The following is a 23,502-nucleotide window of genomic DNA, read 5'->3' on the forward strand; positions in this document are numbered from 1 at the left end:
CAAGCCCCCAGACCCCCGTTGGGGGGGACCCCAGACGGGGTGAAGTTTCGCCCGGCGGGGGAAACTTCAGCCCCGCCGGCGACGAGGGCGCGGGGTCCGGGGCGGAGCCCCGGTCACGGGAAGGGGCGGGGTGGGGGAGGCTCCGCGCAGCGGCCCCGCCCGGCCCCGCCCCGGGGACGTCAGATGCGGTCGAGGACCCGTGTGAGCAGCTCGCCCATCCGGGCCGCCGAGTCGCGGCCCGCCTGGAGGACCTCCTCGTGGTTCAGCGGCTCGCCCGAGAGGCCCGCCGCCAGGTTGGTGACCAGGGAGATGCCCAGGACCTCGGCGCCCGCCTCGCGGGCCGCGATGGCCTCCAGGACGGTGGACATGCCGACCAGGTCGCCGCCCATGACACGGACCATGTTGATCTCGGCCGGGGTCTCGTAGTGCGGCCCGGGGAACTGCACGTACACGCCCTCTTCGAGGGTCTCGTCGACCTCCTTGCACAGCGCGCGCAGCCGCGGCGAGTACACGTCGGTGAGGTCCACGAAGTTCGCGCCGACGATCGGCGAGGCGGCCGTCAGGTTGATGTGGTCGCTGATCAGGACCGGCTGGCCGGGGCGCATGCCCTCGCGCAGACCGCCGCAGCCGTTGGTCAGGACGATGGTCTTGCAGCCGGCGGCGACGGCGGTGCGCACCCCGTGGGCGACGGAGGCGACGCCCCGGCCCTCGTAGAAGTGGGTGCGGCCCAGGAAGACCAGTACGCGCTTCGCGCCGATCTTGTACGAGCGGACCTTGCCGCCGTGTCCCTCGACGGCCGGCGGCGGGAAGCCGGGCAGTTCGGTCGCGGGGAACTCGGCCTCCGGAGCGCCGAGCGCGTCGACGGCCGGCGCCCAGCCGGAGCCCATGACGAGGGCCACGTCGTGGTTCTCGACTCCGGTCAGCTCGCGAAGTCGCGCGGCAGCGGCCTCGGCGGCCTCGTACGGGGTGGCAGTTGCGTTCACTGACTCTCTCGCCTCGGGGAGGGGGGTCCGAGGGGAGCCCCGGACGGATTTGTTACGCGCAGAAGCGTAGCCCGAGAATCCCTACGCGCGTAGATGACGATGCTGACGGACATCCGATCGTTGTGTTGTCGTTTCCGACGAATGCTCTGTCCTCGGCTGCGTCATCAGCCGTTGACGTCGGTGATCAGCACGTCCTTGTCGTTGAAGACCTCGACGATGAAGATCAGCAGCCGCCCCATGCTGACGCTGTACTCCACGAGGATGTTCTGCGTGAGCCGGATCGTACGGTCGTCGCCCGTCGCGCTTATGGGGCGCGAGACGTCGAGGAACGGGTCCCGGGCCAGGAGCGAGATGCCCTTGTCGAAGGCGGCGCGCTGACCGTCGTCGAGGCGGTCGCGGACCGCGGCGGCCTGCTCGGTGTAATACACCTGGTACGTCGGCACAGCTCTCTCCTCCGCCGGTCCTCCCGCCGAGTGTAGGGCGGCGACACCGCTCAGCACGGCCGCTTGCGCAGCTCCATCACGTAGTCGTGCGGCGCGCCCGCCGACTCCGCCGCGTCGGCGACCTCGCCCAGGTAGCGGGCCGAGGGCAGCCCGCCCTCGTACGCGTTCAGCACGTACACCCAGGCCGGCTCGTCGCCGTCCAGGGTGTGCACGCGCACCCGCATCCGCCGGTAGATGTCGAGGCCGACACCCTCCCAGCGGTCCATCGAGTCCTCGTCCATCGGCGCGATGTCGTACAGCGCGACGAAGACCTGGGAACGCGGGGCCTCGACGATGGTGGCCAGCGCGCCCTCCCAGCCCATCTGCTCGCCGCCGAAGGTCAGCCGCCAGCCGTTGAGCCAGCCGGTGCCGCGCAGCGGGGAGTGCGGGGCGCGGCGGGTCATGAGCCGCGCGTCGAGGTTGCCGGCGTACGCGGCGTAGAGCGACATGGGATCGAGGGTACGGGAGGGGAGAGGGTGTCCGCGGAAGTCCGTGGCGGGGCCGCGCCCCCGCGGGACCCCGCCCCGGCCCCCGGCCCGCGCCCCGCCCGAACCGCGGACGCGGCCGTACCGAGGCCCCGGCGCGAGAGCACCCCCGGCGTACGGGACAATGGGGTACGCACTTGAAGCGTGCGGGACAATGGCGTACGCACTGCAGCCCAGCGGGGGACCCCCCGGCAGAACGAGAGCGCGAGGCGTAGATCCCAGTGACCCGGATCGTGATCATCGGCGGCGGACCCGGCGGATACGAGGCTGCCCTGGTGGGCGCCCAACTCGGCGCGGAGGTGACCGTCGTCGACTGCGACGGTCTCGGCGGCGCGTCCGTCCTGACCGACTGCGTCCCCTCGAAGACCCTCATCGCGACGGCCGAGGTGATGACCACCTTCGACTCCTCGTACGAGGAGCTGGGCATCATCGTCGCCGACGACACCCCGCCCATGGAGCAGGCCGCCCGCGTCGTGGGCGTCGACCTCGGCAAGGTCAACCGCCGGGTGAAGCGCCTCGCGCTCGCCCAGTCCCACGACATCACCGCATCCGTCACGCGCGCCGGCGCCCGGGTGCTGCGCGGCCGCGGCCGGCTCTCCGGTCTCCAGGCAGCGGACGGCTCCCGCACGGTGATCGTGACCGCCGCCGACGGCAGCGAGGAGACGATCATCGCCGACGCCGTACTGATCGCGACCGGCGGCCACCCGCGCGAGCTGCCCGACGCCCAGCCCGACGGCGAGCGGATCCTCAACTGGACCCAGGTCTACGACCTCAAGGAGCTCCCCGAGGAGCTCATCGTGGTCGGCTCCGGTGTCACCGGCGCCGAGTTCGCCGGCGCCTACCAGGCCCTCGGCTCCCGCGTCACCCTGGTCTCCTCCCGCGACCGCGTGCTGCCCGGCGAGGACCCGGACGCCGCAGCCGTCCTGGAGGACGTCTTCCGCCGCCGCGGCATGAACGTCATGGCCCGCTCGCGCGCCGAGTCCGCCAAGCGGGTCGGCGACCGGGTCGAGGTCACCCTGGCCGACGGCCGGGTCATCTCCGGCTCCCACTGCCTGATGGCCGTCGGCGCGATCCCGAACACGGCCGGAATGGGTCTGGAGGAGGCCGGTGTCCGGCTGAAGGACTCCGGGCACATCCTGACCGACCGGGTCTCCCGCACCTCCGCCCCCGGCGTCTACGCGGCCGGCGACGTCACCGGCGTCTTCGCGCTCGCCTCGGTGGCGGCCATGCAGGGCCGGATCGCGATGTACCACTTCCTCGGCGACGCGGTGGCGCCGCTGAACCTGAAGACGGTCTCTTCGAACGTCTTCACCGACCCGGAGATCGCGACCGTCGGCTTCACCCAGGCGGACATCGACGCCGGCAAGATCGAGGCCCGGGTCGTCAAGCTGCCGCTGCTGCGCAACCCGCGCGCCAAGATGCAGGGCATCCGGGACGGTTTCGTCAAGATCTTCTGCCGTCCGGGCACCGGGATCGTGGTCGGCGGCTGTGTCGTCGCCCCGAAGGCGAGCGAGCTGATCCACCCCATCTCGATCGCGGTCGACAACAATCTGACGGTCGAACAGATCGCAAACGCTTTCACCGTGTACCCCTCCCTGTCGGGCTCGATCGCGGAAGTGGCACGGCAGTTGCACACCCGAAAGGCCGCGGGCGAGGGCTGAGCCGCCCTCGGGCCCGCTCTGGCCTGGGGCGATCTGGACAACCCCCGGCAAGGCGGGGCATAGAACGATCAACGACGGGGTCTCCCATACCACTTGGAGGCCCCGTCCGTGCGCATCTTCTGCAATTCGGCGCATAGTGCTGAAAAGTATCGGCGGGTGGGGTTACTGTCAGTTTCGTGTTCGCTGCAGAACGTCGTCAGTTGATCCTCGAAATGGTGCGCGCCAACGGAGCCGTGTCGCTCCGGGAGCTCGCCCGCGTCGTCCAGACCTCAGAAGTGACCGTACGGCGAGACGTGCGGGCACTGGAGGCAGAAGGACTCCTCGACCGCCGGCACGGCGGTGCGGTACTGCCGGGCGGATTCACCAGGGAGTCCGGCTTCCCGCAGAAATCCCATCTCGCGACCGCGGAGAAGACGGCCATCGCCGATGTCGCCGCGAGCCTCGTCGACGAGGGCGAGGCCATCGTCGTCGGCGCCGGGACGACCACGCAGGAGCTGGCCCGTCGGCTCGCCCGCGTGCCCGGTCTGACCGTGGTCACCAACTCCCTGCTCGTCGCCCAGGCGCTCGCCCACGCCAACCGGGTCGAGGTCGTCATGACCGGCGGCACGCTGCGCGGCTCCAACTACGCGCTGGTGGGCAGCGGGGCCGAGCAGTCCCTCCAGGGGTTGCGGGTCTCCCGGGCCTTCCTCTCCGGCAGCGGTCTGACCGCCGAGCGCGGTCTGTCCACGTCCAACATGCTCTCCGCGAGCGTGGACCGGGCGCTGGTGCAGGCGGCGGCGGAGGTCGTGGTGCTCGCCGATCACACCAAGCTCGGCACCGACACCATGTTCCAGACGGTGCCGACGGACGTGATCACCCGGCTGGTCACCGACGAGCCCCCGGCGCACGACGACCGGGCCGCGACGGAGCTCCAGGCGCTGGCCGACCAGGGCGTCCAGATCGCCGTGGCGGGCACCGGCGCGGGCGGTGACGCGGCGGTCCCCCCGCCCGGACGCCCCCGCCGCGACGTCCCGCTCCCGGGTCAGCGGGGCCGCCACCCCGGCGGTCAACTCCGCAGCGCGGGAGGGGCGTTGACAAGTGAGGTGCTCGCCCCCGAGCGCGCGGCGCGGGTGGCGGACATGCGCAGGCGCTGACCCGCCGGAGGGGCCCCTCCCCCCAGGGGGCGGCCCGAGGCTCACACCTTCAGGCCCCGCAGGGTCAGGGCAAGGAGGCGATCGGCCAACTTCTCGTCCTCCGGCGACTGTTCCGCCGCGAGCGCGATCGCGTTGGTGAGCTGCATCAGGTCGCCGATCGACACATCGTCACGCACCGTGCCCGCCTCCCGGGCCCGGAACAGCAGGATCTCGCCGGCCGCGCGCAGCGGGACGCTGCACTGCGCGAGCGCCGAACTCTCGTCGTGCGAAGCCGACATGAGCGCGCGAGCCAGCCCCCGGTACTCACTCGCATGGGTGACCAGGGAGCGCAGCCACTCCACGAGTGCCGGACACGGCTCCTCGGCCTCCGCCAGCTCCCGGCCCCGCTGCAGCAGTGCGGCCAGCGCGTCCTGGAAGACGGCGTTGATCAGCGCCTCGCGGGTGGGGAAGTGCCGGTAGAGCGTGCCGATACCGACCCCCGCACGCCGGGCCACGTCCTCCAGGGAGGCGTCGGTGCCGTGCTCGGCGAAGACGGCACGGGCCTCGGTCAGCAGCCGCTCGTGGTTGCGGCGCGCGTCGGCGCGCATGGGGCCTCCCCTCCGGATACGGGCGAAGGGCCCGCAGGCGGTGTGCCTGCGGGCCCTTCGTACCGTACCTGTGAGCCGATCAGTCCTTGATCTCGCAGATGGGCGCGCCGGAGGTGACGGAGGCGCCGACCTCGGCGGCCAGGCCCTTGACGGTGCCGGAGCGGTGCGCGTTCAGCGGCTGCTCCATCTTCATGGCCTCCAGGACGACGATCAGGTCGCCTTCCTTGACCTCCGCGCCCTCCTCGACGGCCACCTTCACGATGGTGCCCTGCATGGGCGAGGCGAGGGTGTCGCCGGAGGCCGTGGGGCCGGACTTCTTCGCGGCGCGACGCTTCGGCTTGGCGCCGGCGGCCAGACCGGTGCGGGCCAGGGTCATGCCGAGCGAGGAGGGGAGGGAGACTTCGAGGCGCTTGCCGCCGACCTCGACGACGATGGTCTCGCGGCCGGTCTCGTCCTCCTCGGCCTCACCGCCCGCCGGGGCGAACGGCTTGATGTCGTTGACGAACTCGGTCTCGATCCACCGGGTGTGGACGGTGAACGGGTCCGCGGTGAACGCCGGGTCGACCACGACCGCCTGGTGGAAGGGGATGGCCGTGGCCATGCCCTCGACCTTGAACTCCGCGAGCGCGCGGGCGGCACGCTGGAGGGCCTGCTCACGGGTGGCGCCGGTGACGATCAGCTTGGCAAGGAGCGAGTCCCACGCCGGGCCGATGACCGAGCCGGACTCGACACCCGCGTCGAGGCGGACGCCGGGGCCGGAGGGGGCGTTGAAGACGGTGACGGTGCCCGGGGCGGGGAGGAAGCCGCGGCCCGGGTCTTCGCCGTTGATACGGAACTCGAAGGAGTGACCGCGCACGGCCGGGTCGTCGTAGCCCAGTTCCTCGCCGTCGGCGATGCGGAACATCTCCCGTACGAGGTCGATGCCGGTGACCTCTTCGGTCACCGGGTGTTCGACCTGGAGGCGGGTGTTGACCTCCAGGAAGGAGATCGTGCCGTCGACGCCGACGAGGAACTCGACGGTTCCGGCGCCGACGTAGCCGGCCTCCTTCAGGATCGCCTTCGACGCCGCGTAGAGCTGCTCGTTCTGCGCCTCGGACAGGAACGGGGCGGGCGCCTCCTCGACCAGCTTCTGGTGGCGGCGCTGCAGCGAGCAGTCGCGGGTGGAGACGACGACCACGTTGCCGTGGGTGTCGGCCAGGCACTGGGTCTCCACGTGCCGCGGCTTGTCCAGGTAGCGCTCGACGAAGCACTCGCCGCGGCCGAAGGCGGCGACGGCCTCGCGGACGGCGGAGTCGTAGAGCTCGGGGACCTCTTCGAGGGTGCGGGCGACCTTCAGGCCACGCCCGCCGCCGCCGAACGCGGCCTTGATCGCGATCGGCAGCCCGTGCTCCTCGGCGAACGCGACGACCTCGTCGGCGCCCGACACCGGGTCGGGGGTGCCGGCGACGAGCGGGGCGCCGGCGCGCTGGGCGATGTGGCGGGCTGCGACCTTGTCGCCGAGGTCGCGGATGGCCTGCGGCGGCGGGCCGATCCAGGTCAGACCGGCGTCGATGACGGCCTGGGCGAAGTCGGCGTTCTCGGAGAGGAAGCCGTAACCGGGGTGGATCGCGTCCGCGCCGGAGTCCTTCGCGGCCTGGAGCACCTTGGCCATGTCCAGATAGCTGGCGGCCGGGGTGTCACCGCCCAGGGCGAACGCCTCGTCGGCCGCGCGGACGTGCAGAGCGTCCCGGTCCGGCTCGGCGTAGACGGCTACGCTCGCGATCCCGGCATCCCGGCACGCCCGGGCGACGCGGACAGCGATTTCGCCACGGTTGGCGATGAGCACCTTGCGCACGATGGCTCCCTCCTTGAAAACAAGCTGAGTTTAGGGACTGCCGACACGGCCTTTCGACCCGTCCCCAGTGGTGAGCTTGCCCACACGGAGCGTGATACGAGGCGTTCGGGGTCATGAAATCCCTTGTCGTACCACGGTACGCAGGACTCCTCTACGGCACAGTAGCTCCGAGGTGTGGCACAGGTCTCTGTTCGGGCGACCAGTGGACGATCAGGTTTCTTTGTCGAGTCCCTACGAATGGCGCAATGATTCTTTGCCCTGCCTTCGTCCGTCGCCGACCCTTGTCCGCGGGTTTACCCGGCAGTAGCCTTCGCGCTGTCGTACGTACTGTCGGTAACAGTCGTCATCAGGGGGTGGCCGAAATGGCCCGCAGACCGATAGCGCTCGTGACGGCGGGGGTGCTGTTCCTGGAGGCGCCGGGCATCGTCGCGCTCAACGCCGTCATGGCACGTCTTCTCGAGGCCCAGTCGATGTCCCTCGACGGGCTCGACCCGGACGCGATGGTCACCGGCACCTGGGTGCTCGGCATCGTTTCCGGCCTGCTGCTCGCGCTCTGCGCCACCGTCGCGCTGATCGCCGGCATCCGCGACCGGCGCCCCGGGCGCGCCGGCCGGGCCCTGCTCATCGGCTGCGCCGTCGTGCACGGGCTGCTGGGCGCGGTGACGATCGGTCTGATCGGCTGGGGGGCCTTCGCGTTCATGACCGTCGTGCTCGGCCTGATCGTCCTGACGCTCGTGACGTACGGGAAGGGCGCCGACGCCCCCGGAACCGACGCCCCCGAAGCCGACACCCCCGAAGGGGCACCGGCGCCCGCGTGACCGTCGGTACGCCGTGACGTCGTTACGTCGTTACGCCGTGACGTCGTTGGCCCACAGGTCGGTGATGGAGATCCCCAGCTTGCCGAGCAGCGTGCGCAGCATGGGCAGCGAGAGGCCGATCACGTTGCCCGGGTCGCCGTCGATGCCCTCGATGAACGGTGCCGAGAGGCCGTCGAGGGTGAACGCGCCCGCCACGTGCAGCGGTTCGCCGCTCGCCACGTACGCGGCGATCTCGGCGTCGGTGGGCTCGCCGAAGCGGACCAGGGTCGAGGCGGTCGCCGACTCGTAGCGCTTGGCGGCCGTGTCGTACACACAGTGACCCGTCTGGAGGATGCCCGCCCTGCCCCGCATCGCCTTCCAGCGGGCGGTGGCCTCCTCGGCGTCGGCGGGCTTGCCGAGGGCCTGCTTGTCGAGCTCCAGGACCGAGTCGCAGCCGATGACCAGGGCGCCGAAGGCCTCGGGGCGGGCGGCCACGTGGGCGGCCTTGGCCTCGGCGAGCGCGAGGGCGAGTTCGGCGGGCGTCGGGGCGTGCACCTTGTCCTCGTCGACGCCGCTCACGATGACCTCGGGGGCGAGTCCGGCCTGCCGCAGCAGTCCGAGACGGGCGGGCGAGGCGGAGGCGAGCACGACACGGCGGCGATCAGCAGTCATGAGGGAAGCGTAGCCAGTACGGAGGCTCCCGGCTGTACGCGGACGCTCCGGGCGCTCGCTCCTGGACGCCGACCACTCAGTGGACGCCCGCTCAGTGGACGCCCGCCACTCAGTGGATGCCCGCCACTCAGTGGATGCCCGCTACGAACATCGCCACCACCATCGCCAGGGCCAGCAGGATCGATGCGCGGCGCAGCATCGCCTGCATGTCGCGCATCTCCTTCGGCGGCTCGTTCTCCGGGTCGGACCACAGCATGCCTCCGATCCTGCTCGTGGGACGGCCGGGGCACCTGAGTACCCGTACTCAAGCGACCCGGTGCCGACGAACTAGTCACATCGAGGTGAACACCCCGGCTTCCGCCGCCGTCAGCGCCGCCCGGACCGCCCGTTCCGCGTCCTCGGGGCCCAGCGGCTCGCGCGTGATCATGAAGCGGTAGTAGAGCGGGGCCGAGACCGCGCGGAGCAGTTCCAGGCCGTCCGTCGCCGGTGGGATCTCGCCGCGCGCGGTGGCCCGCTTCACCACCGGGGCCCACTCCTCCAGGCGGGCCCGGTAGAAGCCGTTCAGCGCCTCGGCGCACTCCGGGTCGCAGGCCGCCGCCGCGATGACCGCGCGGAAGACGCCGCCCATCCGCGGGTCGGTGAGGGTCTTGAGGACGAGCGCGGCGTTGGCCCGGAGGTCACCGGCCAGGCTGCCCGTGTCGGAGGCCGGCAGGGACTGCTCCGCCATGTCGCGCAGCAGGTCGGCGACGAGGCCGACGGGGGAGCCCCAGCGCCGGTAGACGGTCGTCTTGCCGACGCCCGCGCTCGCGGCGACGTGGTCCATGTTCAGCCCGTGGAAGCCCGTGGCGGCCAGGGCGTCCTCGGTCGCCTCGAGGACGGCCCGGCGCACCTTCGCGGTACGGCCCCCGGGGCGCACGGTGCCGGGCACGGCCGGCTGGCTCTCACTCAAACGGGTCTCCTGTTCCATTAACGCTTCCGAGTCTGCTACGGTACGGGACATCTTAACGGAACCGAAAGCCCATTAAGGGGCCGCTCATGGTTGCCACCGATGCCACCGATGTCACCGACGTCCGGTCACAGGTCGACGCCCAGCCTGGCGTCCCGTCCGCCACCGCCCGTATGGACGGACGGATGCGGCTCGTCCTCCTCGTCCTCCTCGTCGCCCAGTTCATGCTGGCCGTCGACTTCTCGATCCTGAACGTCGCCCTGCCCGTCATCGGCGAAGGACTCGGCTTCTCCCTGGCGAACCTCCAGTGGATCGGCACCGCCTTCGCCCTCGCCGCCGCCGGATTCACCCTCCTCTTCGGGCGCGTCGCCGACCTCGTCGGACGCCGCCGCCTGTTCCTCGGCGGGATGGCGCTCCTCGGGATCTCCTCCCTCGCCGGCGGCCTCGCCACCGACCCCGCGGTCCTGATGGCCGCCCGCGTCGCCCAGGGCCTCGCCACCGCCGCCGTCACCCCCGCCGGGCTCTCCCTGCTCACCTCCTCCTTCCCCGAGGGTCCCCTGCGGGCCAAGGCGCTCGGCCTCAACGGCGCGCTCATGTCGGCCGGGTTCACCACCGGCGCGATCCTCGGCGGGGTCCTGACCGACCTGCTCTCCTGGCGCTGGGCCTTCTTCATCAACGTGCCCGTCGCCCTCGCGGTCCTCCTCGTCGCCCCAGCCGTCCTCAAGGAGAGCCGTCCGACCGCCCGCCCGCGCCTCGACGTCCCCGGCGCCATCACGGTCACCGGCGGACTCCTCGCGCTCGTCTACGGCCTCACCACCGAGCCCCTGGCCCTCCCCGTCGGCGCCGCGCTCCTCGTCGCCTTCTGGTTCGTGGAGCGACGGGCCGCCTCACCCCTCGTACCCGTACGGATCCTCACCCGCCGCACCGTCGTCTGGGGCAACCTCGCCGGGCTCGTCGCCTTCGTCACCGAGACCTCGCTGGTCTTCCTGATGACGCTCTATCTCCAGGACGTCCTGGGCTTCTCGCCGCTCGCTGCCGGGCTGTCCTTCGGCGTGCTCGGCGCGGGCACGGTCCTCGGCGGGGTTCTCGCGCCGCGCTTCATCGGCCGGTACGGGTCCCGCTCCGCGCTCGTCTTCGGCGGGCTGCTCCAGGCCGCCGCCACCGTCTCCCTCTACGCCCTCGGCGACGACCGGAGCTGGCTCTGGCTGCTGCTCGCCGCCACGTTCGCGGGCGGGGTCGGCAACATGCTCGCCATCGTCGGATTCATGGTCACCGCCACCTCGGGACTGCCCGACTCCGAGCAGGGCATGGCGACCGGCCTCGCCACCATGACCCAGCAGATCGGCATCACCATGGGCACGCCGATCATGAGCGCCGTCGTCGTGACCTCCACCACGGTCCTGGACGGCATCGGCCTCGCGGTCCTGGTCAACGCGGCGATCGTCGTCGTGGGCGCGGTCCTCGCCGGACTCTTCCTCCGCAAGGCGTGATCCGGGCACACGAAAGGCCGGACCCACGGGGTCCGGCCTTCGGCGTACGTGTCTCGCTACACCGGCCAGTAGGAGCGCGCCCACGAGCGCGGTCCCGGCCGGGGGCGTACCGAGCGGGCGATGCGGGCCGGGTCCGACCAGCCCTCCGGTGCCACCGGGCCGCCGCCGGCCGCGGTCGCCGCCGCCGTCGCCGCGGCCCGGGCCTGGACCACCGCCAGTGCGGCGGCCAGCTCCTCCGGGGTCGGGTTACCTCGTACGACCTTGATCATGTCGACTCCCTGAGGCCTAGAGGGGGATGTTGCCGTGCTTCTTCGGAGGCAGCGATTCCCGCTTCGTCCGCAGCTGACGCAGGCCCTTCACGATCTGCGGGCGGGTGTCCGACGGCATGATCACGCCGTCGATGTAGCCGCGCTCGGCCGCCGTGTACGGGTTGAGCAGCGTGTCCTCGTACTCCTGGATCAGCCGGGCGCGCTCGGCCTCCTGGTCCTCCGCGGCGGCGATGGTCCGCCGGTGGAGGATGTTGACGGCCCCCTGCGCGCCCATGACCGCGATCTGTCCGGTCGGCCACGAGAGATTCAGGTCCGCGCCCAGATGCTTGGAGCCCATGACGTCGTACGCGCCGCCGAACGCCTTGCGGGTGATGACGGTGATCAGCGGGACGGTCGCCTCGGCGTACGCGTAGATCAGCTTGGCGCCGCGGCGGATGATGCCGCCGTACTCCTGGTCCACGCCCGGCAGGAAGCCCGGCACGTCGACGAAGGTGATGACGGGGATGTTGAAGGCGTCGCAGGTGCGGACGAAGCGCGCGGCCTTCTCACTCGCGTTGATGTCGAGGCAACCGGCGAACTGCATCGGCTGGTTGGCGACGATGCCGACCGGGAAGCCCTCCACCCGGCCGAAGCCGGTGAGGATGTTCGGCGCGAACAGGGCCTGCGTCTCCAGGAACTCGCCGTCGTCCACGACGTGTTCGATGACGGTGTGCATGTCGTACGGCTGGTTGGCGGAGTCCGGGATCAGGACGTCCAGCTCGCGGTCCTCGTCCGTCGTCTCCGTCTCGGCGACCTCCGGGAAGGCCGGCGGCTCGGAGAGGTTGTTCGACGGCAGGTACGACAGCAGGGACTTGACGTACTCGATCGCGTCCTTCTCGTCACCCGCCATGTGGTGCGCGACACCGGAGGTGGTGTTGTGCGTGCGCGCGCCGCCCAGCTCCTCGAAGCCGACGTCCTCACCGGTGACCGTCTTGATGACGTCGGGTCCGGTGATGAACATGTGCGAGGTCTGGTCGACCATGACGGTGAAGTCGGTGATGGCCGGGGAGTACACGGCCCCGCCGGCGCACGGACCGACGATCAGGCTGATCTGCGGGATCACACCGGAGGCATGGGTGTTGCGGCGGAAGATCTCGCCGTACATGCCGAGGGCCATGACGCCCTCCTGGATCCGCGCGCCGCCCGAGTCGTTGATGCCGACCACGGGGCAGCCGGTCTTCAGGGCGAAGTCCATCACCTTCATGATCTTCTGCCCGAAGACCTCGCCGAGCGCGCCGCCGAAGACCGTGAAGTCCTGCGAGAACACGGCGACCGGACGGCCGTCGACCGTGCCGTAGCCGGTCACCACACCGTCGCCGTACGGGCGGGTCTTCTCCAGGCCGAAGGCGGTCGACCGGTGCCGCGCCAGCTCGTCGAGCTCCACGAACGAGCCCTCGTCGAGCAGGAGCGCGATCCGCTCCCGCGCGGTCAGCTTCCCCTTCGCGTGCTGCTTCTCCACGGCACGCTCGGAACCGGCGTGGGTGGCCTCGTCAATACGGCGCTGCAGATCCGCGATCTTGCCCGCGGTCGTGTGAATGTCGATCTCGTGTGGCTCTACCGACTCGGACATCGGGATGCGGCTCCCTGCCTGGTCACGGGGGGTTCGGTGGGTACGAATGGGCTACTGCTCGGCTACTGACCCGTAGCGTATCGACGGCGATACGGTTCGGCACTGCGGTCTTTGCCACACCTAAGAGTCGCCCCGCATGTCACCCAGTGGGGTATATACCCCAGAGTGTGAGCTGTTGCGGGATGCGGCCGGGGCGGGTAGCGGGCTGTCCAGCGTGGTCACGCGCGGGGCGTGGCTCATCCGGGGTCGCTCGGTACCGCCGTCCGGCGGTTCGGGGAGCAGAGGTCGCACAGCGCTGCCGTGAGACTGCCACGCGGCCCGACCGGCGAACCGGTTTCGGGCTCGGTGCGGTTGACTCCCGCAGGGCTTCTTCCAGCCCTCGTGCGAAGACGGTCTGTGCGTGCCGGGACAGACTGTCGTCCCGGTACGCGGTGGAGGGGTCGTCCGCGTCGGTGAGGCGGACGAAGGCGGCAAGGGCGGCGGACACCAGGTCCCGCTTGCCGGCCAAGCCGCAGGCAGGGCACCTGTGTGCGCGGTCCCGCAGCGACTTCGGGACGCGCTCCCCGCAGAGACAGTGCTGTGAAAGGGCTGTGCTCCACGTGGAGACTCGGACCAGGCGCCCGCCCGCCGCTCGGCATTCGCGGTCGAGCGCGGCGATCACGAGGCCGGGTGTGGTCTGAGAGAGGCGCCTGCCCCACAGTCGGTACCAGCTACGGATGTCGCAGTCCTCCACCACCAGGTTCGGGCCGTGGACGGTGATGATCTGCCGGGCCAGGTCACGGGCGCGGTGGCGGCGGTGCTCGGCCATGCCGGTGGCCTGCTCGGCCTGGCGTGCCCGCAGCTCCCGGTAGCCGTTCGAGAGTTGGTCCCGCCGGTGCGCCTGTTTCGGCGTTCCATCGGAGCGGGCGGCTCGGGCGCCGCCGGGCACGGAGACGACCTTGGGCTTGAGGGCCTTGGCTGCGCGCCGTTCGGCGCGCTCGGCCTGCTTCTTCGACAGCCCGTACTGCGCCGTGTTCGTCGCCCGGCGTGAGCGCTCCAGAGCCCGCGCTCGGCCTCGCTGCTTCTTCGCCTGCTGCTCCAGCAGCGTTCGCTCCTCCAGGCTGAGCGTGATCTCGGAGGACCGCGGCTGTCCTTGGGCGGGATCCAGACCGGCCGGGAAAGAGACGACGGAGATGTTGGAGACGTTGCCGTCCACCCCGCCGATCCGGTCCAGGGCGGAGGCCCGGTCCCGCAGGGCGCGGACGGCGGGGGCGGTGTAGCCGGGGCCGAGGACCATCAGGTGTGCCTCGTACACCCAACCTCCCGGAGCGCTGGTCTTGCGACGGCGCACGAGGTCCACCTTGTGCCAGCGTCCGGGATGGGAGAGGAAGTGTTGTACGCGGTCCCACTGGCCCGGACCTTGGGCAATGCGCACCGGCAGCACGAGGTCACCCGCCCTGCTGTCGGGGCCACCGGCGAAGACAACGGCGAGAGGGCCGTCGTGGTCCCACCATGTGGCCTTCCGCGTCCCTGGCTCTCCTGCGGCGGTCAGCCGGCCGGTGGCCATCCTGTGGTCTGGAACGGTGGGTTTCGGCATCCGGCGCGGCTGCCTCATCGGGCGCAGGACACCATCGGTGTACGCCATGGCGTGGCCGGGGAGGGTGCCGACCAGGCGGAATGTCTCCCACTTCCTGGCGGTGGTGTGGGAGCGGGCGCGGCCGGGGATACGGGTGAAGCCGTGCCACGTGCCGGGCTTCGGGCGCCCATGGTGGTGGCCGGTCGCGTCGGGGAACAGATGCCGCTGCACGCCGTTCCACACCTCGTCCGCCATGTGCATCGCAAGCGCCTTCGAGACGTGGTGTGCGAGATGGCCGGAGTTCTCCAGATGAGCGTAGGCACACCGCTCCAGGGCCTCACGGTTGAGGCCGAGGCGCTGCCGCACCTCCTTCGCCCCCAGCCGGCCACGCTCGCGCTTTGCTGCCCAGTAAGCATCGATCTTGGCGCGAGCATCCCGCTGCACAGCCCGTTTGATGCTCCACATCGCGCCGAACAGCTTCTCCAGACGGCTCAGGTCTGACGGGTCGGTGATGGCGAGCGGCAGCACCATCACCGAGACAAGGCCGTCGTTCCGCCAAGCCTTCCGCTTGTTCCTCCCCCGGAACTTCCGTGACTTCTGGGCGGTCTGTTTCACCGTCACCTCCCTGCCTCAAACTAGAGAGGGCTTTCGTACTGACAGGCGCACTTCGTACATGTTCATCAATGCTGGCGACTCGTCGCACGCGCATCCGTATTGCCCGGCTCTGCAGACGGCGATGCCGATGCAACCACCGGCCCCGACCTGCCCCGTCACGGCCTCCCGCACGCTCTACGCTGACGTGCATGACGTCCTCCGATGCCTCAGGAGCGCGGTGGTCCGACCTGGACCGGCCCCCGCTCAACGCCACCGCGCTGCGCCGCGCGCTCGTCCTCCCCGAAGGTCTGTGGACCTCCTTCGACCTGGTCACCACGACCGGATCCACCAACTCCGACCTGGCCGCGCGCGCCGACGAGCTGCCCGAGGGTGCCGTGCTCGTCGCCGAGGAGCAGACCGCGGGGCGCGGGCGCCTCGACCGTGAGTGGGTGTCGCCGCCGCGGGCCGGGCTCTTCTTCTCCGTACTGCTCAAGCCGGACGTGCCGGTGCACCGCTGGGGCTGGGTCCCGCTGCTCGCCGGCGTCGCGGCGGCGACCGGGCTCGCGAAGTCCGCGGGCGTGGACCTCTCCCTCAAGTGGCCGAACGACCTGCTGGTTTCGGTCGGAGGAGAGGAGCGGAAGACCGGGGGGATCCTCGCCGAGCGGGCGGGCGCGGACGGCATCGTCGTCGGGCTCGGCATCAACGTGACGCTGAGGGAGGACGAACTCCCGGTGCCTGCGGCCGGTTCCCTGCTCCTCGCGAACGCGATCTCGACGGACCGGGACACGCTGCTGCGGGCGGTCCTGCGGTCGCTGGAGCACTGGTACGGGGAGTGGGTGCGGGCGGACGGCGACCCCGCGGCCTCCGGCCTCCAGGAGGCGTACGCGGCGGGCTGCTCGACCCTGGGCCTGCGGGTGCGGGCGGACCTCCCGGGCGAGCGGATGCTGGAGGGCGAGGCGGTGGCCGTGGACGGCGACGGCCGTCTGGTGGTGGCGACGGAGGGCGGCGGCACGGAGGCGGTCTCGGCCGGCGACATCGTCCACCTGCGCGCGGAGTCGTAGGAGCGTTTGTGGGCACCTTCCGCCTTTGGCGGAACGGGTGCCCACAACCCCTGGGGACGTCGTAACGGCGTGAGCTGGCACACACCTGTCGTATCGTGGAGCGCGATCCAGGGCGACAGATCGGCAGGGCAGTGGGCAGGGAAACGGCAGGAGGCGGCCGGTGACCGTCGACGACGCGCACAACGGCGGCGGCGAAGCCGAACCTCCGGCGTACCCGACCCCGCACCACCACGTCGACCACACGGCCGAGCCGTCCGTCGACCCCCTCGCGATCCGCCTCGAACAGCTCATCCTCGGCGCCGACCGCCGCTACACCCCTTTCCAGGCCGCCCGCACCGCCGGCGTCTCCATGGAGCTGGCCTCCCGCTTCTGGCGCGCCATGGGCTTCGCCGACATCGGCCAGGCCAAGGCGCTCACCGAGGCCGACGTCCTCGCCCTGCGCCGGCTCGCCGGTCTCGTCGAGGCGGGCCTGCTCAGCGAGCCCATGGCCGTCCAGGTCGCCCGTTCCACCGGCCAGACCACCGCCCGGCTGGCCGAGTGGCAGATCGACTCGTTCCTGGAGGGCCTCACCGAGCCGCCCGAGCCCGGGATGACGCGTACCGAGGTCACGTACCCCCTGATCGAGCTGCTCCTGCCCGAGCTGGAGGAGTTCCTGATCTACGTCTGGCGCCGCCAGCTCGCCGCCGCCACCGGCCGCGTCGTGCAGGCCGCCGACGACGAGGAGATGGTCGACCGGCGGCTCGCCGTCGGCTTCGCCGACCTCGTCGGCTTCACCCGGCTGACCCGCCGCCTGGAGGAGGAGGAGCTCGGCGAGCTCGTCGAGGCCTTCGAGACCACCTGCGCCGACCTCGTCGCCGCCCACGGCGGCCGGCTCATCAAGACGCTCGGTGACGAGGTCCTGTACGCCGCCGACGACGCCGGCACCGCCGCCGAGATCGCCCTGCGGCTGATCGAGACGCTCAGCCACGACGAGACCATGCCCGCCCTCCGCGTCGGCATCGCCTTCGGCACGGTGACGACCCGGATGGGAGACGTCTTCGGTACGACGGTGAACCTCGCGAGCCGGCTCACCTCGATAGCGCCCAAGGACACCGTCCTGGTCGACGGGGCGCTCGCCGAGGAGCTGACCCGCACCGGCGACGCGCCCGTCTCCGAGACGCAGGCGACCGAGGAGGCGGCCCGCGCCGAGAAGGAGGGCGCTCCGCCACCGACGTACCGCTTCGCGCTCCAGCCCATGTGGCAGCGGCCGGTGCGCGGACTCGGTGTCGTGGAGCCCTGGCAGCTGACCCGCCGTCCCACCTAGGATCCCGGTGAACAGTCGTTAACACGCGTTAACCGGGAGGGTGCGGTCATGTCCGAGCAGCGGTTCGGTGAGTTCGTCGCGGTCCGTCGGCACGAGTACGTCGCCGAGCTGGTCCTCGACCGGCCCAAGGCGATGAACGCGGTCTCCCTGGAGATGGCCCGGTCGATCAGCGCGGCGTGCGCGGCGCTCGGCGCGGACGATTCGGTACGGGTGACGGTGCTGACGTCCTCCAACGACAGGGCCTTCTGCGTCGGCGCCGACCTCAAGGAGCGGAACTCCTTCACGGACGCCGACATGGTCCGCCAGCGCCCCGTCTCGCGCGGCGCCTACGGCGGCGTGCTCGATCTGCCGATGCCGGCCGTCGCCGCCGTCCACGGCTTCGCGCTCGGCGGTGGCTACGAGCTGGCGCTCGCCTGCGACGTGATCGTGGCCGACGCGACGGCCGTGGTCGGGCTGCCGGAGGTCTCGGTGGGCGTGATCCCGGGCGGTGGCGGTACGCAGCTGCTCCCGCGCCGGGTGGGCGCGGCGCGCGCGGCCGAGCTGGTCTTCACGGCGCGGCGGGTGAAGGCGATGGAGGCGCGTGAGCTGGGGCTCGTCGATGTGCTGGCGGAGGACGCCCGTACGGCGGCCCTCGAGCTCGCCGGGCGGATGGCGGCGAACTCGCCGGTCGGTCTGCGCGCCGCGAAGCGCGCGCTGCGGCTCGGGCTGGGCCTGGATCTCAAGGCGGGCATGGAGGTCGAGGACGCGGCCTGGCGTGCGGTGGCCTTCTCCGGGGACCGGGCGGAGGGCGTGGCGGCGTTCAACGAGAAGCGGAAGCCGGAGTGGCCGGGCGTGTGAGAATCCCGCACGTGTCACTTTCTGTGACACTCCGCACGTAAAACCGGACGAACCTCCCTAAACTGAATGAATGGGAGAGGACGTGCGGCTGCGGGCCGTAGTGGCGCTGGCGCAGGCGATGGCGGCGGCGCACACCCCGCGCGAGTTCTGGCGGGCCGCGGCGCTGGGCGCCCGTGACGGGCTCGGCGGGACCTTCGCCGCACTGTCGGTCTGGGAACGCGACCACGGCCGGCTGAAAGTGCTGGTGAACGCCGGGGAGCGGGCCGTGGGGGAGGAGGAGTTCCCCGACGCGGAGACGTACCCGGTGCACCAGTTCCCCGAGATCACCGAGTTCCTGCACGCGCAGTGGGCCGGCGGCGGCGAGCCCGACGCCTGGGTGGAGACCGCCGGCGACCCCGTCCCGACCGGCCGCGTCACCGGCCTTCGCACGCGCGGGCGCGGCTGCTGCGTGGTCGCGCCGGTCGTGCTGCACGGGCGGGCCTGGGGCGAGCTGTACGTGGCCCGCCCGGCCGGGGCGCCGGTCTTCGACCGTGACGACGCGGACTTCGCGGCGGTGCTCGCGGCCGTGGTCGCGGCGGGCATCGCGCAGGCGGAGCGCCTGGAGGAGGTACGGAAGCTGGCCTTCACCGACCCGCTGACCGGCCTCGCGAACCGGCGCGCCGTCGACACCCGGCTCGACGAGGCGATCGAGCGCTACCGGGCGGACGGGTCCGTGGTGAGCCTGGCGGTCTGCGACCTCAACGGCCTGAAGCGGGTCAACGACACCCACGGGCACGCGGTCGGCGACCGCCTGCTCGAACGGTTCGGCTCGGTGCTCTCCCGGTGCGGGGCGATGCTCCCGGGAGCCCTGTCGGCGCGTCTCGGCGGCGACGAGTTCTGCCTCCTGTCGGTCGGCCCGTCGGCGGACGAGGTGGTGGCGGTCGCGGACGAACTCTGCGTCCGCGCGGGCGAACTGGAGCTCGGCGAGGGCGTCGCCTGCGGTGTCGCCTCGACGGGCGACCCCATCGGCCCGGTCAAGTCCGCCCGCCGCCTCTTCCGCCTCGCCGACGCGGCCCAGTACCAGGCCAAGGCGGCCCGCTCGGCGAAGCCGGTCGTGGCAGGCCGCGACGGCACGGTCATCCCCCTGGCCGACGCGCCTCCTGGGGCGCGGGACCGTCGTCGCTTCCGGGACGCGCCGCCGGTGTGACGTGGCCGTGCTGTCCAAGGAGGCGTAGTAAGGACCCGTAGGCCGGTCAGCTAGTGACAGGTCGCTCTTCAATCCGTAGGCTGCTGAATATGGATATGCACTCAGTCGTCCTTGGCACGTCCGGAACCACCTTCCAGGACGTCATCGACGTCGCCCGCCACGGCGCCCGCATCGAGCTGTCCCCCGAGGCCGTGCAGGCGCTTGCCGACTCCCGTGCCGTCGTCGACGCGCTCGCCGCCAAGCCCGAGCCCGTGTACGGCGTCTCGACCGGGTTCGGGGCCCTCGCCACCCGGCACATCAGCCCCGAGCTGCGGGCGCAGCTCCAGCGCAACATCGTCCGCTCGCACGCCGCCGGCATGGGACCGCGCGTCGAGCGGGAGGTCGTGCGGGCGCTCATGTTCCTGCGGCTCAAGACCGTCGCCTCCGGGCACACCGGCGTCCGCCCCGAGGTCGCCCAGACCATGGCCGACGTCCTCAACGCGGGCATCACGCCGGTCGTGCACGAGTACGGCTCCCTCGGCTGCTCCGGCGACCTCGCGCCGCTCTCGCACTGCGCGCTCACGCTGATGGGCGAAGGGGACGCCGAAGGTCCCGACGGGACCGTGAAGCCCGCCGGCGAGCTGCTCGCCGCCGCCGGGATCCAGCCCGTCGAACTGCGCGAGAAGGAGGGCCTCGCCCTCCTCAACGGCACCGACGGCATGCTCGGCATGCTGATCATGGCCCTCGCCGACCTCGACACCCTCTACAAGTCCGCGGACATCACCGCGGCCCTCTCCCTCGAAGCCCTCCTCGGCACCGAGAAGGTCCTCGAACCCGAGCTGCACGCCATCCGCCCCCACCCCGGCCAGGGCGCCTCCGCCGCCAACATGCTCGCCGTGCTCAAGGGCTCCGGCCTCACCGGCCACTTCCAGGAGGAGGAGGCCCCGCGCGTCCAGGACGCGTACTCCGTGCGCTGCGCCCCGCAGGTCGCCGGCGCCGGCCGCGACACCATGGCCCACGCCCGCCTCGTCGCCGAGCGCGAGCTCGCCTCCGCCGTCGACAACCCCGTCGTCCTCGCCGACGGCCAGGTCCGCTCCAACGGCAACTTCCACGGCGCCCCCGTCGCGTACGTCCTGGACTTCCTCGCGATCGCCGCCGCCGACCTCGGCTCCATCGCCGAGCGCCGCACCGACCGGCTCCTCGACAAGAACCGCTCCCACGGCCTGCCGCCCTTCCTCGCCGACGACGCCGGCGTCGACTCGGGCCTGATGATCGCCCAGTACACCCAGGCCGCCCTGGTCAGCGAGATGAAGCGGCTGGCCGTCCCGGCCTCCGCCGACTCCATCCCGTCCTCCGCGATGCAGGAGGACCACGTCTCCATGGGCTGGTCCGCCGCCCGCAAGCTGCGCACCGCGATCGGCAACCTCAACCGGATCATCGCCGTCGAGCTCTACGCCGCCACCCGCGGCATCGAGCTCCGCCGTCACCTGACACCCGCCCCCGCCTCGCAGGCCGCCATCGACGCCCTGCGCGCCGCCGGGGTCGAGGGCCCGGGCCCGGACCGCTTCCTCGCCCCCGACCTGGAGGCCGCCGACGCCTTCGTCCGCGCGGGGAAGCTCGTCGCCGCCGTGGAGCCGGTCACCGGCCCGCTGGCGTAACGGGTAAGGACAGCGAGGAGGGCCGTCCCCACCGGGGGCGGCCCTCCGCTGTGTGTTCCGTACGTCTCAGTACGTCCCCGTACGTGCTAGTACGCCCGGCCGCCGCGTCTCATCGCCAGCGCCACGAACCCGGCCCCCACCGCGAGGAAACCCGTCCCGCCGATCACGTACGGCGTCGTGTCCGGGCCGCCCGTCTCCGCGAGGCGCGCCCCGCTCGCCGCGCGCTCCTGCTCGGTCGCGGTGACCCGACCCTCGTCGGTCGCGTTCGCGGACGGGACGAACCACAGAGCGAAGAGCAGCGCCCCGGCCGCCGTGGCGGTCAGCAGCGGACGTCGGGCGACGGACACAGAGATTCGATCCCCCTAGCGGAAACCGCGAATTGGTAGGTGCGCCGATGCTAATGAACACAGCGGGTCGCAGGAAAGTCCGGACCCCGGGCGGCCTACGCTCCGTCGTATGACTACTTCCGAGACATCACGTTATGTACGGCTTCGCGTGGAAGTCGTCCTGGAGATCGCCGGCCCCGAGGAGCTGACCGGGGCGGCCCTGGGGCGTATCGACACCGACGAGTTCATGCCGGAGGAGGAGCGCGTGCACGCCCGCTCCTCCGTACGCGAGGACAGCGCCGAGGCCCTGGCGTACCTCATCGAGCCCTTCGACCTCGTCCGGGACGTCCCCGGGGTCGACCTCGTCCAGGCCTCCTGGACCAGCGAGGAGATCGAGTACGACCCCGATGCCCAGGAGTGGGACCTCGACGAGGAAGATGAGGACGAAGAAGACGAGGAAGACGACGAAGTACCGGCCTAGCAGCGCATCCGCCCTGCTCGGAGCCCCGGGGCGACGTCGTGAGACGTTCGCGCGCCCCGGGGCTTCCCCGTGTCCGGCACCTGTACGGCAACGGTTTGGACTCGACCGTGCCGGTACCGGAACCGGACGCCCCGGACGCACGTGTGGATCAGTGGTGTTCCCCACAAACCCCCCGCTTCCGGAACCGGGCGGGGTGTCATGGATGTTCAGGCAAGTGTTGGCAGGGATTCGGCGACGATGGAGAAGCGTGTGATGACGGACAGCAAGCGCCGCAAGGGCCTGGCGGCTGCTGCCGCGGTGCTCGGCGGCGTATTGGTGCTCTCGGCGTGCGGCGACACGGACAAGGGCGGCGCGGCCGACGGCTCCAAGACGCCACAGTCACAGGCTCAGGTCGACGAGGCCGCGGCGCAGAAGACGTCGAAGGCCCAGATATCCATCGCGCCCAAGAACGGCGCCGACAACGTGTCGATCAACAACGGCACCGAGGTCAAGGTCACCGAGGGCACGCTCAGCCAGGTCACCATGACCACCGAGGACGGCAAGAGCGTCGAGGGCGAGCTGTCCGCCGACAAGTTCAGCTGGAAGCCCAGCGAGCAGCTCAAGCGCGCCACGGTCTACAAGATCAGCGCTACTGCCACGGACGCGGAGGGCCTGGAGGCGCACGAGAACGCCTCCTTCACCACCGTCTCCCAGGCCAACAGCTTCATCGGCAACTTCACGCCCGAGGCGGGCTCCACCGTCGGCGTGGGCATGCCGGTGTCGATCAACTTCAACAAGGCCATCACCGACAAGGCCGCCGTCCAGGGCGGCATCACGGTGACCTCCAGCAGCGGCCAGGAGGTCGTCGGGCACTGGTTCAACTCCCAGCGCCTGGACTTCCGCCCCGAGGACTACTGGACCGAGGGCTCCACCGTCACCCTGAAGCTGAACCTCGACGGCGTCGAGGGCGCCAAGGGTGTCTACGGCGTCCAGCAGAAGACCGTCACCTTCAAGATCGGCCGCAACCAGGTCTCCACCGTCGACGTGGCCACCAAGACCATGACGGTCAAGCAGGACGGCAAGACGGTCAAGACCATCCCGATCTCCGCCGGCTCCCCGGAGAACCCGACCTACAACGGTCAGATGGTGATCTCCGAGAAGTTCAAGGAGACCCGGATGAACGGCGCCACCGTCGGCTTCACCGACGACGACGGCAAGGGCGAGTACGACATCAAGGACGTGCCGCACGCCATGCGCCTGTCCACCTCGGGCACGTTCATCCACGGCAACTACTGGGGCCCGGACTCGATCTTCGGCTCCGCCAACACCAGCCACGGCTGCGTGGGCCTGAACGACGTCAAGGGCGCCGGCGACCCGAACCAGCAGGCCGCCTGGCTTTACAACAACTCGATCGTCGGTGACGTCGTGATCGTCAAGAACTCCAAGGACAAGACGATCGCCCCCGACAACGGCCTCAACGGCTGGAACCTGAGCTGGTCGGCGTGGAAGGCCGGCTCGGCGGTCTGACACCCGGGTATGCGTACGGTCCGACACCCGGGTACGCGTACGAGAACGGCGGCCCCCTCCGTATGGAG

At 71.3% G+C, this 23,502-nt stretch carries 23 protein-coding genes; 11 read left to right on the plus strand and 12 right to left on the minus strand.

Annotation, left to right across the window (positions count from 1 at the left end):
- Positions 1-179: 179 nt before the first annotated feature.
- From ACZ4VI_RS07410 to ACZ4VI_RS07420, 3 genes are all read right to left on the minus strand, one after another.
- Entirely contained in the window at positions 180-983 is an 804-nt protein-coding gene (locus ACZ4VI_RS07410) for a purine-nucleoside phosphorylase (protein WP_467997495.1), read from the minus strand.
- A 164-nt stretch (positions 984-1,147) separates the two neighbouring features.
- A complete protein-coding gene (locus tag ACZ4VI_RS07415) occupies positions 1,148-1,426 on the minus strand; it encodes a hypothetical protein (protein ID WP_467997497.1) in 279 nt (92 codons plus the stop codon).
- Between the two features lie 50 nt (positions 1,427-1,476).
- Entirely contained in the window at positions 1,477-1,914 is a 438-nt protein-coding gene (locus ACZ4VI_RS07420; protein WP_391102330.1) for a gamma-glutamylcyclotransferase family protein, read from the minus strand.
- A 257-nt stretch (positions 1,915-2,171) separates the two neighbouring features.
- On the opposite strand from ACZ4VI_RS07420, the gene ACZ4VI_RS07425 reads away from it, so the two are divergent.
- Together ACZ4VI_RS07425 and ACZ4VI_RS07430 are read left to right on the plus strand one after the other, a co-directional pair.
- Positions 2,172-3,611: an NAD(P)H-quinone dehydrogenase gene (locus ACZ4VI_RS07425; RefSeq protein ID WP_467997499.1), complete on the plus strand. Its 1,440-nt coding sequence runs from the start codon at positions 2,172-2,174 to the stop codon at positions 3,609-3,611.
- A 176-nt stretch (positions 3,612-3,787) separates the two neighbouring features.
- Positions 3,788-4,744, plus strand: a complete 957-nt coding sequence (locus ACZ4VI_RS07430; RefSeq protein WP_467997501.1) for a DeoR/GlpR family DNA-binding transcription regulator — start codon at positions 3,788-3,790, stop codon at positions 4,742-4,744.
- A 41-nt stretch (positions 4,745-4,785) separates the two neighbouring features.
- Here ACZ4VI_RS07430 and ACZ4VI_RS07435 read toward each other — a convergent pair whose 3' ends face one another.
- Together ACZ4VI_RS07435 and ACZ4VI_RS07440 are read right to left on the minus strand one after the other, a co-directional pair.
- Positions 4,786-5,331: a TetR/AcrR family transcriptional regulator gene (locus tag ACZ4VI_RS07435; RefSeq protein ID WP_467997503.1), complete on the minus strand. Its 546-nt coding sequence runs from the start codon at positions 5,329-5,331 to the stop codon at positions 4,786-4,788.
- A 79-nt stretch (positions 5,332-5,410) separates the two neighbouring features.
- Entirely contained in the window at positions 5,411-7,165 is a 1,755-nt protein-coding gene (locus tag ACZ4VI_RS07440; protein ID WP_467997505.1) for an acetyl/propionyl/methylcrotonyl-CoA carboxylase subunit alpha, read from the minus strand.
- A 362-nt stretch (positions 7,166-7,527) separates the two neighbouring features.
- Between ACZ4VI_RS07440 and ACZ4VI_RS07445 the strand changes: the two genes are divergently transcribed.
- A complete protein-coding gene (locus ACZ4VI_RS07445) occupies positions 7,528-7,983 on the plus strand; it encodes a hypothetical protein (RefSeq protein WP_467997507.1) in 456 nt (151 codons plus the stop codon).
- A 30-nt stretch (positions 7,984-8,013) separates the two neighbouring features.
- Here ACZ4VI_RS07445 and ACZ4VI_RS07450 read toward each other — a convergent pair whose 3' ends face one another.
- The 3 genes from ACZ4VI_RS07450 to ACZ4VI_RS07460 form a co-directional block, all read right to left on the minus strand.
- Positions 8,014-8,634 carry a Maf family protein gene (locus tag ACZ4VI_RS07450; RefSeq protein ID WP_467997509.1) on the minus strand — a complete coding sequence of 207 codons (621 nt, stop codon included), beginning with the start codon at positions 8,632-8,634 and terminating at the stop codon, positions 8,014-8,016.
- Positions 8,635-8,761: 127 nt separating this feature from the next.
- Complete coding sequence (gene mmpB / locus ACZ4VI_RS07455; RefSeq protein WP_467997511.1) at positions 8,762-8,890, minus strand: morphogenic membrane protein MmpB; 129 nt, start codon at positions 8,888-8,890, stop codon at positions 8,762-8,764.
- A gap of 75 nt (positions 8,891-8,965) precedes the next feature.
- Positions 8,966-9,634, minus strand: coding sequence for a TetR/AcrR family transcriptional regulator (locus tag ACZ4VI_RS07460; RefSeq protein WP_467997513.1), 669 nt, complete (start codon positions 9,632-9,634; stop codon positions 8,966-8,968).
- A gap of 119 nt (positions 9,635-9,753) precedes the next feature.
- On the opposite strand from ACZ4VI_RS07460, the gene ACZ4VI_RS07465 reads away from it, so the two are divergent.
- Complete coding sequence (locus ACZ4VI_RS07465) at positions 9,754-11,070, plus strand: MFS transporter (RefSeq protein ID WP_467998088.1); 1,317 nt, start codon at positions 9,754-9,756, stop codon at positions 11,068-11,070.
- Between the two features lie 56 nt (positions 11,071-11,126).
- Here the strand turns inward: ACZ4VI_RS07465 and ACZ4VI_RS07470 are convergent, their stop codons facing one another.
- The 3 genes from ACZ4VI_RS07470 to ACZ4VI_RS07480 all read right to left on the minus strand — a co-directional run bounded on the left by ACZ4VI_RS07470 (position 11,127) and on the right by ACZ4VI_RS07480 (position 15,118).
- Positions 11,127-11,339 carry an acyl-CoA carboxylase epsilon subunit gene (locus ACZ4VI_RS07470; RefSeq protein WP_467997515.1) on the minus strand — a complete coding sequence of 71 codons (213 nt, stop codon included), beginning with the start codon at positions 11,337-11,339 and terminating at the stop codon, positions 11,127-11,129.
- A gap of 16 nt (positions 11,340-11,355) precedes the next feature.
- Positions 11,356-12,948, minus strand: coding sequence for an acyl-CoA carboxylase subunit beta (locus ACZ4VI_RS07475; RefSeq protein WP_467997517.1), 1,593 nt, complete (start codon positions 12,946-12,948; stop codon positions 11,356-11,358).
- Positions 12,949-13,087: 139 nt separating this feature from the next.
- Positions 13,088-15,118 (minus strand): zinc ribbon domain-containing protein, encoded by a 2,031-nt coding sequence (locus ACZ4VI_RS07480; protein WP_467997519.1) that lies wholly within the window; start codon positions 15,116-15,118, stop codon positions 13,088-13,090.
- A gap of 188 nt (positions 15,119-15,306) precedes the next feature.
- Between ACZ4VI_RS07480 and ACZ4VI_RS07485 the strand changes: the two genes are divergently transcribed.
- The 5 genes from ACZ4VI_RS07485 (at position 15,307) to hutH (ending at position 21,121) form a co-directional block, all read left to right on the plus strand.
- Complete coding sequence (locus ACZ4VI_RS07485; RefSeq protein ID WP_467997520.1) at positions 15,307-16,158, plus strand: biotin--[acetyl-CoA-carboxylase] ligase; 852 nt, start codon at positions 15,307-15,309, stop codon at positions 16,156-16,158.
- Between the two features lie 160 nt (positions 16,159-16,318).
- Positions 16,319-17,461 (plus strand): adenylate/guanylate cyclase domain-containing protein, encoded by a 1,143-nt coding sequence (locus ACZ4VI_RS07490; RefSeq protein ID WP_467997522.1) that lies wholly within the window; start codon positions 16,319-16,321, stop codon positions 17,459-17,461.
- 48 nt (positions 17,462-17,509) lie between these two features.
- Positions 17,510-18,298 carry an enoyl-CoA hydratase/isomerase family protein gene (locus tag ACZ4VI_RS07495; RefSeq protein WP_467997524.1) on the plus strand — a complete coding sequence of 263 codons (789 nt, stop codon included), beginning with the start codon at positions 17,510-17,512 and terminating at the stop codon, positions 18,296-18,298.
- A gap of 70 nt (positions 18,299-18,368) precedes the next feature.
- Positions 18,369-19,484: a GGDEF domain-containing protein gene (locus tag ACZ4VI_RS07500; protein WP_467997526.1), complete on the plus strand. Its 1,116-nt coding sequence runs from the start codon at positions 18,369-18,371 to the stop codon at positions 19,482-19,484.
- A 95-nt stretch (positions 19,485-19,579) separates the two neighbouring features.
- Entirely contained in the window at positions 19,580-21,121 is a 1,542-nt protein-coding gene (hutH, locus tag ACZ4VI_RS07505) for a histidine ammonia-lyase (RefSeq protein WP_467998090.1), read from the plus strand.
- Between the two features lie 86 nt (positions 21,122-21,207).
- Here the strand turns inward: hutH and ACZ4VI_RS07510 are convergent, their stop codons facing one another.
- The gene (locus ACZ4VI_RS07510) at positions 21,208-21,468 is read right to left on the minus strand and encodes an LAETG motif-containing sortase-dependent surface protein (protein ID WP_467997528.1); all 261 of its coding nucleotides are present in this window, start codon (positions 21,466-21,468) and stop codon (positions 21,208-21,210) included.
- 109 nt (positions 21,469-21,577) lie between these two features.
- Here ACZ4VI_RS07510 and ACZ4VI_RS07515 point away from each other — a divergent pair, with 109 nt between their 5' ends.
- Both ACZ4VI_RS07515 and ACZ4VI_RS07520 read left to right on the plus strand, forming a co-directional pair.
- Positions 21,578-21,928 carry a hypothetical protein gene (locus ACZ4VI_RS07515; RefSeq protein WP_467997530.1) on the plus strand — a complete coding sequence of 117 codons (351 nt, stop codon included), beginning with the start codon at positions 21,578-21,580 and terminating at the stop codon, positions 21,926-21,928.
- A gap of 237 nt (positions 21,929-22,165) precedes the next feature.
- Complete coding sequence (locus ACZ4VI_RS07520; RefSeq protein WP_467997532.1) at positions 22,166-23,434, plus strand: L,D-transpeptidase; 1,269 nt, start codon at positions 22,166-22,168, stop codon at positions 23,432-23,434.
- Positions 23,435-23,502 lie beyond the last annotated feature (68 nt).

It is taken from the genome of Streptomyces sp. NPDC029169, from assembly GCF_055563935.1.

What these genes read in the sequence shown, in the direction of transcription:
- ACZ4VI_RS07420 (WP_391102330.1), bottom strand. Translation starts at nt 1,914, where the DNA reads ATGTCGCTCTACGCCGCGTACGCCGGCAACCTCGACGCGCGGCTCATG.
- ACZ4VI_RS07435 (WP_467997503.1), bottom strand. Translation starts at nt 5,331, where the DNA reads ATGCGCGCCGACGCGCGCCGCAACCACGAGCGGCTGCTGACCGAGGCC.
- ACZ4VI_RS07445 (WP_467997507.1), top strand. Translation starts at nt 7,528, where the DNA reads ATGGCCCGCAGACCGATAGCGCTCGTGACGGCGGGGGTGCTGTTCCTG.
- ACZ4VI_RS07450 (WP_467997509.1), bottom strand. Translation starts at nt 8,634, where the DNA reads ATGACTGCTGATCGCCGCCGTGTCGTGCTCGCCTCCGCCTCGCCCGCC.
- mmpB (WP_467997511.1), bottom strand. Translation starts at nt 8,890, where the DNA reads ATGCTGTGGTCCGACCCGGAGAACGAGCCGCCGAAGGAGATGCGCGAC.
- ACZ4VI_RS07460 (WP_467997513.1), bottom strand. Translation starts at nt 9,634, where the DNA reads ATGTCCCGTACCGTAGCAGACTCGGAAGCGTTAATGGAACAGGAGACC.
- ACZ4VI_RS07465 (WP_467998088.1), top strand. Translation starts at nt 9,754, where the DNA reads ATGGACGGACGGATGCGGCTCGTCCTCCTCGTCCTCCTCGTCGCCCAG.
- ACZ4VI_RS07470 (WP_467997515.1), bottom strand. Translation starts at nt 11,339, where the DNA reads ATGATCAAGGTCGTACGAGGTAACCCGACCCCGGAGGAGCTGGCCGCC.
- ACZ4VI_RS07475 (WP_467997517.1), bottom strand. Translation starts at nt 12,948, where the DNA reads ATGTCCGAGTCGGTAGAGCCACACGAGATCGACATTCACACGACCGCG.
- ACZ4VI_RS07485 (WP_467997520.1), top strand. Translation starts at nt 15,307, where the DNA reads ATGACGTCCTCCGATGCCTCAGGAGCGCGGTGGTCCGACCTGGACCGG.
- ACZ4VI_RS07495 (WP_467997524.1), top strand. Translation starts at nt 17,510, where the DNA reads ATGTCCGAGCAGCGGTTCGGTGAGTTCGTCGCGGTCCGTCGGCACGAG.
- ACZ4VI_RS07500 (WP_467997526.1), top strand. Translation starts at nt 18,369, where the DNA reads ATGGGAGAGGACGTGCGGCTGCGGGCCGTAGTGGCGCTGGCGCAGGCG.
- hutH (WP_467998090.1), top strand. Translation starts at nt 19,580, where the DNA reads ATGCACTCAGTCGTCCTTGGCACGTCCGGAACCACCTTCCAGGACGTC.
- ACZ4VI_RS07515 (WP_467997530.1), top strand. Translation starts at nt 21,578, where the DNA reads ATGACTACTTCCGAGACATCACGTTATGTACGGCTTCGCGTGGAAGTC.
- ACZ4VI_RS07520 (WP_467997532.1), top strand. Translation starts at nt 22,166, where the DNA reads ATGGAGAAGCGTGTGATGACGGACAGCAAGCGCCGCAAGGGCCTGGCG.